Here is a 12,574-nt window from a genome sequence, read left to right on the forward strand (position 1 = left end):
ACCAGCGGTAACCACAGTACCGGGTTTCGATCACGGTCAGCAGGCACGCCTCATGTCCGTTGCGCACGTCAAGGGTGGTTCGCCCGTCCGCAGACGGGGAGCCGGAGGCGTCGCCGCGCCACGGCAGATCGCCGACGAACTGCGCCACCAGAACGAGCGCTTTTCGGCGGCCGTCGAGAATATGTCGCACGGGTTGTGCATGTTCGACGCCGACGAGCGGATGATCATCTGCAACGGCAACTATATCAGCATCTTCTCCCTCGACGCGAAGATCGTGCGGCCCGGCATCGCGTTCCTGGACATTCTAAAGCACAGCGTCGACATCGGTGTCGCCTCACAGAGCGCCGAAGACCTGTATGCCATCCGCAAGCCCTATATCGAGCGCGCGCAAGCCTCGACCTACGAGGAAATACTGTCGGACGGACGTATCGTTTCCATCACGCACCGGCCGCTGGCCTCAGGCGGCTGGGTGTCGATCTATGAGGACATTACGGAGCAAAGGCGGGCCGAGCAGGAACTGAAGGAGCAGCACCGCCGCTTCGATGCGGCGCTCGCCAACATGTCGCAAGGCCTGTTGATGTACGACGCCGAAGGCACGCTGATCGTGCGCAACCAGCGCTTCCTCGACCTCTACAAGGTCACGCCTGACGACTTCCCGCTCGGCATGAGCCAGCGCGCCCTGCTCGAACAGATGGTGCGACTGCGCATCTATCCGTCGATGGACATTGACGGCGAGATCGCCAACACCAGAGCCAGCCTGCAGGCCGGTGAGGAGCGTTCGACAGACCGCAGCCTTGCCGATGGCCGAACGCTGCTGGTTGCGCGCCGGCCGCTTGCCGGTGGCGGCTGGGTGGCGACCTTCGAAGACATCACCGAGCGCCGGCGCGCCGAAGAGCGCATGAGCCACCTTGCCCATTACGACACGCTGACCGACCTGCCCAACCGCTCGATGTTTCGCGAACGGCTCGACCAGGCGATGGCCGGCGATACACCGTTGGCGATCTTCTCGCTCGACCTCGATCGCTTCAAGGCCGTTAACGACACCTGGGGACACCCGGCCGGTGACTGGCTGCTGAAATGCGTGGCGGAGCGGTTGCGGCACAGCCTGCGCAGCGACACCGATGTGGTCGCCCGCCTCGGTGGCGACGAGTTCGCCATCCTGCAGTTCAATCCCAAAGGCGCCACCGATGCGGAACAACTGGCAAAACGCATCGTCGCTGTCGTCAGCCAGCCGTTTCGCGACAAGGGCCGCGACATGCATGTCGGCATCAGCCTTGGCATCGCACTGTATCCCGGTGACGGCAAGGACGCCGACACGCTTTTGAAGAACGCCGACATGGCGCTTTACAGCGGCAAGAGCGAAGGCCGCAACGTCTACCGCTTTTTCGAGCCCGGCATGGATGCCTTGGTGCGGGCGCGCCTGGCGCTCGAAACCGATCTCGAGACGGCACTGAAACGGCGGGAGTTCGTGCTGGAGTTCCAGCCGATCACCAACATCGCGTCGGGCAAGATCGTCGGCGCCGAAGCGTTGATGCGGTGGAAATCACCGACGCGCGGCCTGGTGGCGCCCGACGATTTCATCGCAGCCGCCGAAGACAGCGGGCTGATCGTTCCGCTGGGCGAATGGGCGCTGAAACAGGCCTGCAGCGTGGCCGCCGGCTGGCCGCCTGGAATGCGCATCGCCGTCAATGTCTCGGCAGTGCAGATCAGAAGCGCCGACTTTGCCCGCAGCGTGATTTCGGCGCTGGCCGTTTCCGGTGTGCCGGCCAGCCGGCTCGAACTGGAAATCACCGAGACCGTGCTGATGGATGAGAGCGAGACGGTGCTGAAGACGCTGAGACAGCTGCGCGAACTCGGTATCCGCATCGCGCTCGACGATTTCGGCACCGGCTATTCGTCGCTCGGCTATCTCAGGCGTTTTCCCGTCGACAAGATCAAGATCGACCGCTCCTTCATCCACGATATCGACAACAAGGACACGGCGGCGATCGTGCGCACGATCATCGGGCTTGGTGCCGAACTTGGCATCACCGTCACCGCCGAAGGCGTCGAGACCGAAGCGCAGCTCGACATATTGCGCAAGGCTGGCTGCGTCGAGGCGCAGGGCTTTCTGATCGGCATGCCGTCAAAGGCCGCCGACATGGCTCGACTTCTCATGACGAGGGCAGCGTCCCGGCGCGCCTGAACATCCCCGGCGTCATTCCATGCGCGGCGCGGAAGGTGCGCGAGAGATGGCTTTGGTCGGAGAAGCCGGCCGCAAAGGCGGCACCGGCGAGATCTGAACCTTGCCGGATCAGCAGATCGGCACGGCGCAGCCTGCGGTCACGGATGAAGGCAGCAGGGGTGAGACCCAGCACTTTCCTGAAATCGCGGATAACTTGAAAGCGCGTCACGCCTGCGGCTTCAGCGAGCCGCTGCAAATCGAGGCCCGAGTTCAGATGGTCTTCGATGACCTGTTCATAGACCCGGAGCCGGCTTTTCGATCCGAAGCTTTCGACCGCCTCGCGCCGCCGGCCGCCCCAATCGCCATGGCGCAGGATGAGCTTGCGCAAGGCGATCAGCATGGATGTTTCGGCGCTCGTGGCATCACCCGATGTCGAAGCCAAGTGCGCGACGCCTACTGCCTGGACGAGATCGGCATCATCTACGATCGCTTGTGAAAACAACGGCGGGCGATCCTGCCCGAGTTCGTCCGCGATCGCACCCACGAGCGAGGCCGAGGGATAGAAGGTGCGGTAAGCCCAGCCCTGGTCGGCGCCCGCCTCGCCGTCATGCCATATCTCCGGATTGACGAGCAGAACCGTGCCCGACGGCGCGAGGACAGTCTCGTTGCCGATGCGGACACGCTCGCACCCTTGCGTGATCAGGGCGACGACATAGGTGGGGTGCGTGTGCAGCTGGTAGCGATGCCGCGTGAAGCGCGCCTTGAGCATGCCAAGATCGCGAAAGCGCGGATGACGCCAGAACTGCGTCGTCTCCTGAGGCTGTTGAATTCCAGACACGGTCAATCCTGTTCAAGACGCTGCCGGCGCAAATCCTTTACGTGCTGGCATCGACAAGGCCGAATTTACGATAGCCGGCAAGGAGAGCGCAATGCTGCACAACGACCCCATCGCCGCCCTCACCCCGCAGGTGGTGGAATGGCGGCATCACATCCACGCCAACCCCGAACTCGGTTTCCAAGAGTATGAGATCGCGCGCTTCGTCGCCGACAAGCTGCGCACCTTCGGGCTCGACGAGGTTCATGAAGGCATAGGCGGCACCGGCGTGGTTGGCGTCCTCAGAGGACGACCAGGCGTGCGCGCCATCGGGCTTCGGGCCGAACTCGATGCCTTGCCCGTGCTGGAGAAGACAGGATTGCCATATGCGTCGAAGAAAGACGGCGTGATGCATGCCTGCGGCCACGACGGGCACATCGCGATGCTGCTCGGCGCCGCCAAGCTGCTCGCCGACAACAGAGCCTTCGACGGCACCGTCTGTTTCATCTTCCAGCCGGCAGAAGAAAATGAAGGCGGCGCCATGCGGATGATCGAGGACGGACTGTTCGAGCGCTTCCCCGTGGAAGCCGTCTACGCCGTCCACAACTGGCCGGGGCTGCCGCTCGGAAAGATCGCGGCCCGTGCCGGGTCGATGATGGCGGCCGTCGACACTTTCGAACTGAACTTCGAAGGGACCGGCGCGCATGCCGCCATGCCGCAGCTAGGCGACGATCCCGTGCTCGCGGCCGGCGCCTTCGTTCAAGCCGTGCAGCGCATCGTCAGCCGTTCGGTCGACCCGGAAATGGCGCTGGTCGTTTCGATCACCCAGATCCACGGCGGCAATGTCGGCAACATCGTGCCGGGCAAGGTCTGGCTGCAGGGAACCTGCCGCTTCTTCGAGCCCACTTTGTCAGACCATTGCGAAAGTCTGATCGGCGACATCGCGCAAGGCATTGCCTCGGCGCATGCCCTCACCGCCAAGCTCGCCTACAAGAAAGGCTACCCGCCGCTGGTCAACACGTCGGCTGCCACTGACCGGGCCGTCCAGGCGGCAACCGCGGTTGTCGGCCGCGAGCAGGTCGAGACCGCATTCAACCCGAGCCTCGGCTGCGAGGATTTTGCCTACATGGTCCGCGAAGCCGGCGGCTGCTATGCCTGGGTCGGCGCAGGAGCGGTCAGACCGGGCGAAGGGCTGCACGGCGATCGCTATGTCTTCAACGACGCCATCGTCCCCACCGTGCTCCGCTATTTCGTCACGCTCGTCGAGCAGACGCTATCTGACGCCGAGCGCCTCAGCGCAAGGTCTCGACGTATTTCTCGTGGAAGCTGACATAGCCGGGTTCGACGACTTTGAGATGGCGCTCGATCAGCTGGTGGAAGGCCGGCAGCTGATGGAAGGGCACGCCGGGATAGGCGTGGTGCTCGGCGTGATACGGCATGTTCCAGGCGACTTTGCGCACCAGCCAGTTGGTCAGCGTGGTGCGGGTGTTTTCCAGCATGTTGGCGACAAGCGGGCAGCGGCCATGCTCGGCCAGCAGATAGACCCTGAGGAAGGGCTGGCCGAGCAGCGCCGGCACGATCCAGACATAGAGCAGTACACTTGCCGCGAACCACAGGGCTAGCGCGGCGACCACGACATAGAAAGCGATCATGGCGCGGGCTTCAGTGCGCACCTTGGGCAGGCCTTTCGGCGGCACGTAGCTGTCGTGGCAGCGGCCGGTCGCGTTGGCGTAGAGTGTCTGCAAATGACCCCACCACACCGGCAGGCCCGAGACGTGGACGATGTATTGCCGCCTCGTCTCCGGTTTCGGGAAGGCGAGTTCCGGATCGTTCTCGGGATCCTGGGTGAAACGGTGATGGCCGAAGTGGAAATAGCGAAACCAGTCGGCGGGCAGCGCGATCGCCAGGCTGCAGACCCTTGCGGCGGCATCGTTGAGCCACTGCGTCTCGAACGCCGTCCTGTGCACCGTCTCATGCAGCAGCGTGAACAGGAAGACGATGAGAATGCCTTGCGGCAACATCAACAGCGGCCAGTACGGCACCTTGGCCGCAATCAGCCCGCCGATAGCCACAATCGCGCCGAGATGGAAGGCGAGTTGGACCAGACCCGGCCCGTCCGACTTGCCGGTCAGGCGGCTGCGCTGCTCATTGGTCAGAGACGCGACGACGTCGCGATGGTCTCTGGGTTCAAACTGGGCCGATACGGTCATGGCGCCAAGATACTCGATAAGAAAGCTTTCGAAAAACGAGGATTTCTGCGACATAGATAAGCTTACCTTACCTATCGGATAGCCCATGACCGCGCTTCCTTCCCTGAGAGGACTTCAAGCCTTCGAGGCGGCGGCGCGCTCGGGGAGTTTCGCCGCAGCGGCGGATGAGCTCTCGATCTCGGCGGCCGCGGTCAGCCAGCTCATTCGCACCGTCGAGGAGCAGATGGGTCGAAAACTGTTCCATCGCGTCAACCGCCGCGTGGTGCTGACGGAAGCCGGCGTCGAGATGCTGCCCCGGCTGACCCTGGCTTTTCGAGAGATCGGCAGCATCGCGCAGGGCAGCGATGCCTTCCGCCCGCGGCTTGTCGTATCGGTGCCGCCGTCCATGGCGATGGGCTGGCTTTCCGAACGCCTCGCCGGCTTTGTCGCCAGCCACGGCGCCGTCGACATATCCCTGCGCGGCGATGACGATCCGGTGCCGTTCGACCGCGAACTGATCGACATCCGGCTGTCCTTCGGCCCGCACTATCGTGAACACCCGACCGAGGAGATCGTCAGGGACGCCGTCTACCCCGTCTGCGCGCCAGAACTCACCGCCAAAACCGACAGCCTCGCCGGCCTGCCACTGATTCACACCGACTGGGGACCGACCGGCGCGTCGTTTCCGTCTTGGCGCACCTGGTTCGAGGCGGCGCGCATAGAGCCCGGCCGCGCAGTGCAGCGCGGCCTGTCGGCGAACTCGTCGCGGGCAGCGCTCGACCTTGCCATTTCAGGGCTGGGCGTGGCGCTGGCGCAAGGCATTTATTGCGCCGGGGCGCTGGAAGACGGCCGTTTGGTCCGGGCGAATGCCCTATCGATCGCGCTGCGTCAGCCATATTGCCTGACGATCCCGGAACGCAGTGCAAGGCGCGACCTGGTGGCGGCGTTTCGCAATTGGCTGATTGAGGAATGCCGGCGGTCGGTGGGTTCGCCGGTGCTCGGCTGATGGACCGAACTGCTCAGAGATGGCCGGCCAGTGCGGCGACCATGTCCTTGTTCGTCGCCACGGGAATGATCTCGAACTCCACTAGGTCAGACCATTCGATGACCCAGCGCTGCAGCAGCGTGGCGTCATCGGCCTCGACCAGCAGGAAGCAGTGGCTCATATCAGCCGCGATCCAGGAGTGGTGCACGACAAGCGCGTCCGGCTTCAATCTGCCGCGCTCGCCGAAACGGCGGTAGATCTCCTTGCGGTCGCAGCCGGTGAAATCCTCGATGACGATGAACTGCATTTTTCCCCCTCGGTTGAATTACCGCCCGGGACCGCAAACTAACGCCCGGGACGGTCCAGCCGCTCCAGGAACCATTGCGTCAGCCGCACCCAGACTTCGTCCTTTTCGCCGGAATCCTCCCAGCCATGGTCGAGGTTCGGGTTGTCGTTGACCTCGATGACGAAGACGCCATCCTTGGTTTCCTTGAGATCGACGCCGTAAAGCCCGTCGCCGATGCAGCGCGCCGCCTTCACCGCGGTGTCGACGACATGCGGCGGCGTCTCTTTCAGCGTGAAGGTCTTGATGCCGCCCTGGTCGGGCTTGCCGCTGGCCTTGTGGTTGACGATCTGCCAGTGTTTTTTCGCCATCAGATAATGCACGGCAAACAGCGGCTGCCCGCCGAGCACGCCGACGCGCCAGTCATATTCGGTCGGGATGAATTTCTGCGCGATCAGGAGATCGGAATCCTCCAGCCACTCGGTGGCGAGCGTCTTCAGTTCTTCGAAGTTGCCGCATTTCTTGACGCCGCGCGAGAACGATGAATCCGGGATCTTCAGCACCAGCGGAAAGCCCAGCGTCTGCGCCGCCAGTTCGAGGTCCGAGGTGCCGGCTATCATCACCGTCGGCGGCACCGGCACCTTGTTGTAGGCCATCAGTTCGTTGAGATAGACCTTGTTGGTGCAGCGGATCATCGACAGCGGGTCGTCTATCACCGGCATGCCTTCCTGCTGGGCGCGGCGCGCGAAGCGGTAGGTGTGGTTTGAGATCGAGGTGGTCTCGCGGATGAACAGCGCGTCGTAATTGGCGAGCTTGGCCAGGTCCTTCCTGGTGATCGGCTCGATTTCGACGCCCATCTTTTCGGCGATCTTGGCCCAGTAACGCAGCGAGGAAATCTCCGACGGCGGCAGTTCCTCATGCGGATCGACCAGCGTGGCGAAGGTGTAGCGTGCCGGCGTGCGGCCCTTGGTGTCGCGCCACTCGCGGTTGGTGTATGTCTCGAGCGCCTGCACGAAGAGGGCTTCTTCCTCCTCGGCCATCCTGGCCAGCGGCAGGAAGCCGATCTTGCGGATCGAAGCCCATTCGGCGCTGTCCTTGATGTGAACCTCAAGCGCCGGAGCGCGGAACCAGTCGAACAACAGCTTGGCGAAGCGGTCCCAGACCTTCGACGGTCCGATGCCGAAGAAGATGCAGATTTTTTGCGGGAATACGCCACCGAGATCCTTGCGGCATTTGTTGAGCGCCAGCTCCAGTTCCGGCAGCGCGTGCTCGTAGAGCTTGCGCTCGGACAGGTCGATCATCGTCTCGACCGTCGGGATGACCTTGTGGCCGCGCGAACCGGCGAGCAGAGAGGCATAATAGCCGCGGCTCTGGTAGGCGTAATTGTTCGACAGGTTGATAACCTTCGGCTGCTGGCCGCGAAACAGCGCCGGATGCGCAAGATAGTCACGGTTGGTGATGATCTTGTGCGGCGTCGCCGCCGGGTCGAGATCGTTCTGACGGCCGGTGAGGATGACCCAGGTCATTGTTATCAGTGTTTCCCAAGAGTGATGGCAGCACGCAGTCCGTCGCGGCCGAATTGCGCCATGTTCATGAAGATGCCGTGCGGCACGGGAATGTTGGCGGCATCGAGGATGGTCTCCTGTCTTTCGTCCTCGACCCAGGGATCGTGGATCAGGATGTGGTCGCCATCGTCGCCGATAGCCAGCACCCAATGCGGCACCTTCTTGCCGAACATCAGGAAGCCGCTGATCAGCACCAGCACCAGTTTTCCCTGAGCCAGGGCGCCGCGGATATCGTCGATGGTGAATGGACGGTAATTCACCGGGATGCCGTAAAGTTCCGCGCGGCGGCGAAAGTCCACCTGGGCAAGTTCCATCACCCGGCGCTTGTCGTCGCTGCGCACCGATTGCAAGAACAGCGCGCCATAGAAGGACACGAAGATTTCCGCCGCAAGCCCGCTTTCGTAGCCGGAAACCGCAAGGCCGAAGGGCTCGCAGCCGCCTGGGCCGGACATCATGAACACGGTCGTTGCCTCGCGCCATAGGCGAATTTCCATGACCGGATCGGGCACGAAGCCGGAATCGAAATTGGCCATCGCCATCATCAGGCAGCATGGACCGCAGGTGAACTCGCAGGTCTGCTGGTAGAATGGGACTTTGGTGGCGACCGGAATATCGCCGCGCAAGGTCTTTTCGTAGCGCAGCGCGGTGGCGCCATCCTCGTAATAGTGGGGCTCGCGACCGATCTTGCGGTAGCCGCTCTGCTCATAGATGCCGATGGCGCGAAGGTTGTCCTCGCGCACTTCGAGGCGCAACATCATGCGGTCGTGCTCGAAGGCAGCTTCTTCGGCCGCTGCAAGCAGCATGCGGCCAATGCCGCGGCCGCTGAAAAACGGGCTGGTGGCAAGCGAATAGAGCCGGGCGACGCCGCTGCCCTTGCGAAACAGCACGATGGCGTAGCCGGCGACACGGCCATCGCTTTCGGCAACCAGCATCTCGGCTGTCTCGCGTTCGATCAACAGGCGGAAGGAGCGCCGGGAAATGCGGTCACTGGAAAAAACCGCCTTCTCGATGGCGGCGAGGTCATCGACGTCGGACGCGCGGGCCTTGCGAATCTCGGCAGGCATGCGGGTTTGGAAAACCTCGATTGGGTGGAGGAAAAGGCCGCGGTCAAAAACGTCGCAAACATCAGCCGAAACGCCGATATCCATCAAGCGCTATCGCACTTCGAATAGGGCCGAATTGTGACACTTTCTACCCCGGCGCATTCCCGAAACGGAATGCGCTTAACTGGCGATACCCGCCAGAAGCTGACCGTAGGCGCGCTTGGCGACCGCGGCCAGCTGCTCTCGCGGCAGCGAGCCGACGACGGCGCAGGCATAGCCCTTGTCCAGCCAGTAGACCGCCTCGGGACCGTCGGCGTCGGCCATGTAGGTGCCTTTGGACTTGGCTGAGGAATCAGCGGTAACGAACAAGGAGATGCGCTGACCCTTGGCGTCCTCGTAAAGCAGCATCGCTGCCTTGCCCTGGCCGGCGGGCAGCAGCCGGCCGCCAACCAGCTGGAAGCCTTCCGCCACCAGATCCGGCGCCACCAGTTTCAGGCCGACGCGGTTGGACAGCCAGGTCTGCAGGTGATCCTTGTCGCTTGCCGGCACTTCCACCGCATGGCGCTGTTCGGCGGCATATATGACATGGGCGGCGATCGCCTCTTCGGCCAGTTGGTCATCGGCGCCATCTTCCCTGCCGATGCCGTCGATGCCGGCAAAATAGCCGCCAAGACCGCCGATGACGAGCACTGCGGCCGCCGCGGCCGCAAGCCACCAGCGCGACTGCCGCGCCGCCGCTTTGGTCGCGCCTTCACCGCTAACGATCTGCTTGAACAGCACCGGCACGGGCTCGTCGAGCACACCGGCAAAGGCGGCGCGCAACGCGGTGCGGTCGGCGGTGTAGCGGGCGCTTTTGGCCTTCATTTCGGGATTGGCGTCGATCCAGGCGTCGTAGGCGGCGCGCTCGTCGCCCGGCAGCTCGCCGTCGAGAGCCATGTGGATATCGCGTTCGGAAAAATCGCGGCGGGTCATTTCTCGACGATCCTTATCGAGCGGCGGCGCGCCGTGTCATCGAGCAGGCTGCGCAGCTCCTCGCGTCCGCGCGCTATGCGCGACATCAGCGTGCCGGCGGGCACGCCGAGAATGTTGGCGGCTTCGGCATAGGAGAATCCCTCGATGGCGACCATGACGAGAGCGGCGCGACGGTCGGGGCTGATCGCCTGCAATGCGTCGATGATCTCGCGCGAGGCGGCGTTCTCCGCCTGCTCGGCGGGGACTGCCTGCGCCTCGTTTGCGTCAAGCGGCAGGATCGTCGCCTCACCGCGCCGGTTCACCTTGCGCATCTGATCGATGAACAAATGATGCATGATCGTAAACAGCCACCTCCGGGGGCTTTCTCCCGTCTGCCAGCTTTCAAGCCGCAAGAGCGCTCGTTCGAGGCAATCCTGGACGAGATCGTCAGCGGATTCGCGGTCGCGCAGAAGCGAGCGTGCGTAGCGGCGCAGGCGCGGTATTTCGCCAAGGATTGCTGCCTTCTTTTCGTCCATGACCGCTGGTTCTGAGGTCGCCCTTGTTTAACCCGATTGAACGCGCCTTCCCGGCGCGGCGCAAGCGGCCAGCGCGAAGCGGTCTGCCGCCCCGGTCACCCAAGCAGTGAGATAACGAGTTGATCGGCTAAATTATTCCCCGCAATCAACAAAAGGGCCGAATTATCCTAAATCGGTCAGTGCGAAATCATGGCCTTTGTACAGCAGTGGAAGATCGCGGCTTTTCGCGCAGGCGTAAGCAAAACAGTCCCCGAGATTCAGATCCGCCTTGTGGCCAACGGCTTTGCCGTAGCGGGCACTCGCGTCAATGGCCCGAGAGCCGATGTTGTCGTCAATGGCCAGACTCTCTCCCATGATCTCCACAATGAACTCATCGATCAGATCGCGGGCATGGAGAAGGGCTTCAGCGCTGGGTCTGCGCGGGCCGGCGCCGGCCCGTGCCAATGCCTGTGTTGCTTCGAAGTGAACCAACGGAGAAACCCAGACCTGCCCGGAAAAACCGGATAGCTGCTTCAGCAATTCCTCCCACCCAGGTTCCTGGTTGAGAATGGCGACGATCACCGACGCGTCGACAAACATCAGTCTTGCCACATCTCGTCGGTGAACTTCTTCATATCGAAATCGGGATTGGGCAGGCCAAGCTTCCTGGCCCTGTCCTGAAGACTGGCGATCCGATCGCGCAGCGGCACCTTCGCCCGATTGCGCTCAAGTTCGTGCACGAGCGCGACCCGCACCGCCTCCGTTTTGCTCGGAGCGTTCGTCTCGCGTTGCAATCTGCTGGCCAGCGCATCCACTTCGTCGTCGCGGATATAGAGCGGCATCGAATATCCTCCGTTGGATATTCATATATTCCACCTCGTATATCACTTCAAGTTGCAGCGTTGGCCTCCCTCGCCGCCCGCGTCAGCAGCCGCTGGTAGAACAGGCCGATGCCGATCAGCACGGCGCCAAGACCGATGAAGGACAGCGCCCTGAGCACGCCTTCCAGTTCCGACATGTCGAACAGGAAGACTTTTACCACGGCAATCGCGATCAGCGCCGCCGAGGCAATGCGCAGCACCTGCGACTTCAGCCAGACGCCGGCGGTGAGCAGCACGACGCCGATGATCAGCCAGAGCGCCGAATAGGTGTAGGTCTCAAGCTGCCCGAGGCCGCTCCACAGGCCGATGAACTCGCCCTTGAACACGCGCCTGACCGACAGTGTGGCGTAGGCGAAGACAAGCAATGCCGCCACCACCGCCAGCATCTGCGCATACCATGGCGGCCGCTTGTCCCTGGCATAGAGCGCCAGCCCGCCGGCGGCTATGGCCGGCAACAGGTAAGCCAAGAACAAGAGGTTGAACACCGGGATCTGGCCGGTCGATTCGTCGGTGAACAGCGGATTGAGCACCAGGAAATGCTGGAGGACGATGAAGGCGACCGAGAGCACGCCGGCGGCCATCGAGCCGTAGCGCAGCACAGAGCTTGGCGAGCGCATGTCGATCGCCAACAGTATTGCGCCGGCGCCGATGGCGATCAGCGTATAGATCGCCTGTTCGGCGAGCGTCACCGGGCCGGTGTCGATGACGCCGCCATGCATGGCGTGGCGCACCAGCATGGCGACGGTGAGCAGCGCAAACAGGGCTGCACCCGCCTCCATCGCAAGGCGCGGCCGGTTGCCAGTTGTTGGTAGTGCGGGGGTGGTACGCGCGAGTTGCCAGGCGGCAAAGCCGAAGGCCAGCGCCGGTACGCCGTATCCCGGCAGCAGCCAGTTGAACACCGGCGTCGTCGTCAGGAACTCGGCGCCGACGATGGTCGGATCGAAGGCGACGCGGCCCAGCACGGCAACGACCGCGCCGACCGAAATCCAGCCCAGCACCGGATAAGAACGCCAACGCGTCGCCAGCGCCGGCACGATGGCGGCAACGCCGGCAAGCAACGTGGTCCAGCCGGAACCGAAGGCCATGTGCAGCATCAGGAGCCCGGCCAGAGCCGAGCCGCAAAGCGCGAAGGAGACGGCGACGTCGCCCTTGAGCGGCGGCTGTTCGGCGCGCGCAATCCATTC

General features: G+C 63.3%; 13 protein-coding genes. 3 read left to right on the forward strand and 10 right to left on the reverse strand.

The features are described from left to right. The first annotated feature begins 52 nt into the window (after window positions 1-52). A complete protein-coding gene (locus NKI61_RS25250; protein WP_352841407.1) occupies window positions 53-2,185 on the forward strand; it encodes a putative bifunctional diguanylate cyclase/phosphodiesterase in 2,133 nt (710 codons plus the stop codon). Here NKI61_RS25250 and NKI61_RS25255 read toward each other — a convergent pair. Beyond that, window positions 2,154-3,002, reverse strand: a complete 849-nt coding sequence (locus NKI61_RS25255; protein WP_031196463.1) for an AraC family transcriptional regulator — start codon at window positions 3,000-3,002, stop codon at window positions 2,154-2,156. The genes NKI61_RS25250 and NKI61_RS25255 overlap by 32 nt on opposite strands. A gap of 91 nt (window positions 3,003-3,093) precedes the next feature. Here NKI61_RS25255 and NKI61_RS25260 point away from each other — a divergent pair, with 91 nt between their 5' ends. Continuing rightward, window positions 3,094-4,308 carry an amidohydrolase gene (locus NKI61_RS25260; protein ID WP_352754672.1) on the forward strand — a complete coding sequence of 405 codons (1,215 nt, stop codon included), beginning with the start codon at window positions 3,094-3,096 and terminating at the stop codon, window positions 4,306-4,308. Here NKI61_RS25260 and NKI61_RS25265 read toward each other — a convergent pair. Beyond that, entirely contained in the window at window positions 4,271-5,188 is a 918-nt protein-coding gene (locus tag NKI61_RS25265; protein ID WP_031246405.1) for a fatty acid desaturase, read from the reverse strand. The two genes, NKI61_RS25260 and NKI61_RS25265, sit on opposite strands and share 38 nt — an antisense overlap. A gap of 85 nt (window positions 5,189-5,273) precedes the next feature. Here NKI61_RS25265 and NKI61_RS25270 point away from each other — a divergent pair, with 85 nt between their 5' ends. Beyond that, window positions 5,274-6,173: a LysR substrate-binding domain-containing protein gene (locus tag NKI61_RS25270; RefSeq protein WP_023742624.1), complete on the forward strand. Its 900-nt coding sequence runs from the start codon at window positions 5,274-5,276 to the stop codon at window positions 6,171-6,173. A 13-nt stretch (window positions 6,174-6,186) separates the two neighbouring features. Here NKI61_RS25270 and NKI61_RS25275 read toward each other — a convergent pair whose 3' ends face one another. From NKI61_RS25275 to NKI61_RS25310, 8 genes are all read right to left on the reverse strand, one after another. After that, complete coding sequence (locus tag NKI61_RS25275; RefSeq protein WP_023742625.1) at window positions 6,187-6,459, reverse strand: DUF3303 domain-containing protein; 273 nt, start codon at window positions 6,457-6,459, stop codon at window positions 6,187-6,189. A gap of 38 nt (window positions 6,460-6,497) precedes the next feature. Continuing rightward, complete coding sequence (locus NKI61_RS25280; RefSeq protein ID WP_023692866.1) at window positions 6,498-7,961, reverse strand: RimK family ATP-grasp domain-containing protein; 1,464 nt, start codon at window positions 7,959-7,961, stop codon at window positions 6,498-6,500. A gap of 5 nt (window positions 7,962-7,966) precedes the next feature. Continuing rightward, entirely contained in the window at window positions 7,967-9,064 is a 1,098-nt protein-coding gene (locus tag NKI61_RS25285; RefSeq protein WP_352841410.1) for a peptidase C39 family protein, read from the reverse strand. Between the two features lie 159 nt (window positions 9,065-9,223). Then, window positions 9,224-10,015 carry an anti-sigma factor family protein gene (locus tag NKI61_RS25290; RefSeq protein ID WP_352810991.1) on the reverse strand — a complete coding sequence of 264 codons (792 nt, stop codon included), beginning with the start codon at window positions 10,013-10,015 and terminating at the stop codon, window positions 9,224-9,226. Further along, window positions 10,012-10,530 (reverse strand): RNA polymerase sigma factor, encoded by a 519-nt coding sequence (locus NKI61_RS25295; protein ID WP_023702686.1) that lies wholly within the window; start codon window positions 10,528-10,530, stop codon window positions 10,012-10,014. Before NKI61_RS25295 ends, NKI61_RS25290 begins: the two co-directional genes overlap by 4 nt. Before the next feature lie 162 nt (window positions 10,531-10,692). Further along, a complete protein-coding gene (locus NKI61_RS25300; protein WP_023692861.1) occupies window positions 10,693-11,109 on the reverse strand; it encodes a type II toxin-antitoxin system VapC family toxin in 417 nt (138 codons plus the stop codon). Next, on the reverse strand, window positions 11,109-11,351 hold the full coding sequence (locus NKI61_RS25305; RefSeq protein WP_023705392.1) for a type II toxin-antitoxin system VapB family antitoxin: 243 nt from the start codon (window positions 11,349-11,351) through the stop codon (window positions 11,109-11,111). The genes NKI61_RS25300 and NKI61_RS25305 overlap by 1 nt, the downstream gene beginning before the upstream one ends. Window positions 11,352-11,398: 47 nt before the next feature. Next, window positions 11,399-12,574 (reverse strand): DUF2339 domain-containing protein (locus NKI61_RS25310; protein ID WP_352841412.1); only part of this gene is annotated, 1,176 nt, incomplete at its 5' end.

The sequence above is a fragment of the Mesorhizobium sp. M0514 genome (genome assembly GCF_040321145.1).
Lineage (GTDB): Bacteria > Pseudomonadota > Alphaproteobacteria > Rhizobiales > Rhizobiaceae > Mesorhizobium.

What these genes read in the sequence shown, in the direction of transcription:
- NKI61_RS25305 (WP_023705392.1), bottom strand. Translation starts at nt 11,351, where the DNA reads ATGCCGCTCTATATCCGCGACGACGAAGTGGATGCGCTGGCCAGCAGA.
- NKI61_RS25285 (WP_352841410.1), bottom strand. Translation starts at nt 9,064, where the DNA reads ATGCCTGCCGAGATTCGCAAGGCCCGCGCGTCCGACGTCGATGACCTC.
- NKI61_RS25290 (WP_352810991.1), bottom strand. Translation starts at nt 10,015, where the DNA reads ATGACCCGCCGCGATTTTTCCGAACGCGATATCCACATGGCTCTCGAC.
- NKI61_RS25270 (WP_023742624.1), top strand. Translation starts at nt 5,274, where the DNA reads ATGACCGCGCTTCCTTCCCTGAGAGGACTTCAAGCCTTCGAGGCGGCG.
- NKI61_RS25260 (WP_352754672.1), top strand. Translation starts at nt 3,094, where the DNA reads ATGCTGCACAACGACCCCATCGCCGCCCTCACCCCGCAGGTGGTGGAA.
- NKI61_RS25295 (WP_023702686.1), bottom strand. Translation starts at nt 10,530, where the DNA reads ATGGACGAAAAGAAGGCAGCAATCCTTGGCGAAATACCGCGCCTGCGC.
- NKI61_RS25275 (WP_023742625.1), bottom strand. Translation starts at nt 6,459, where the DNA reads ATGCAGTTCATCGTCATCGAGGATTTCACCGGCTGCGACCGCAAGGAG.
- NKI61_RS25300 (WP_023692861.1), bottom strand. Translation starts at nt 11,109, where the DNA reads ATGTTTGTCGACGCGTCGGTGATCGTCGCCATTCTCAACCAGGAACCT.
- NKI61_RS25265 (WP_031246405.1), bottom strand. Translation starts at nt 5,188, where the DNA reads ATGACCGTATCGGCCCAGTTTGAACCCAGAGACCATCGCGACGTCGTC.
- NKI61_RS25280 (WP_023692866.1), bottom strand. Translation starts at nt 7,961, where the DNA reads ATGACCTGGGTCATCCTCACCGGCCGTCAGAACGATCTCGACCCGGCG.
- NKI61_RS25250 (WP_352841407.1), top strand. Translation starts at nt 53, where the DNA reads ATGTCCGTTGCGCACGTCAAGGGTGGTTCGCCCGTCCGCAGACGGGGA.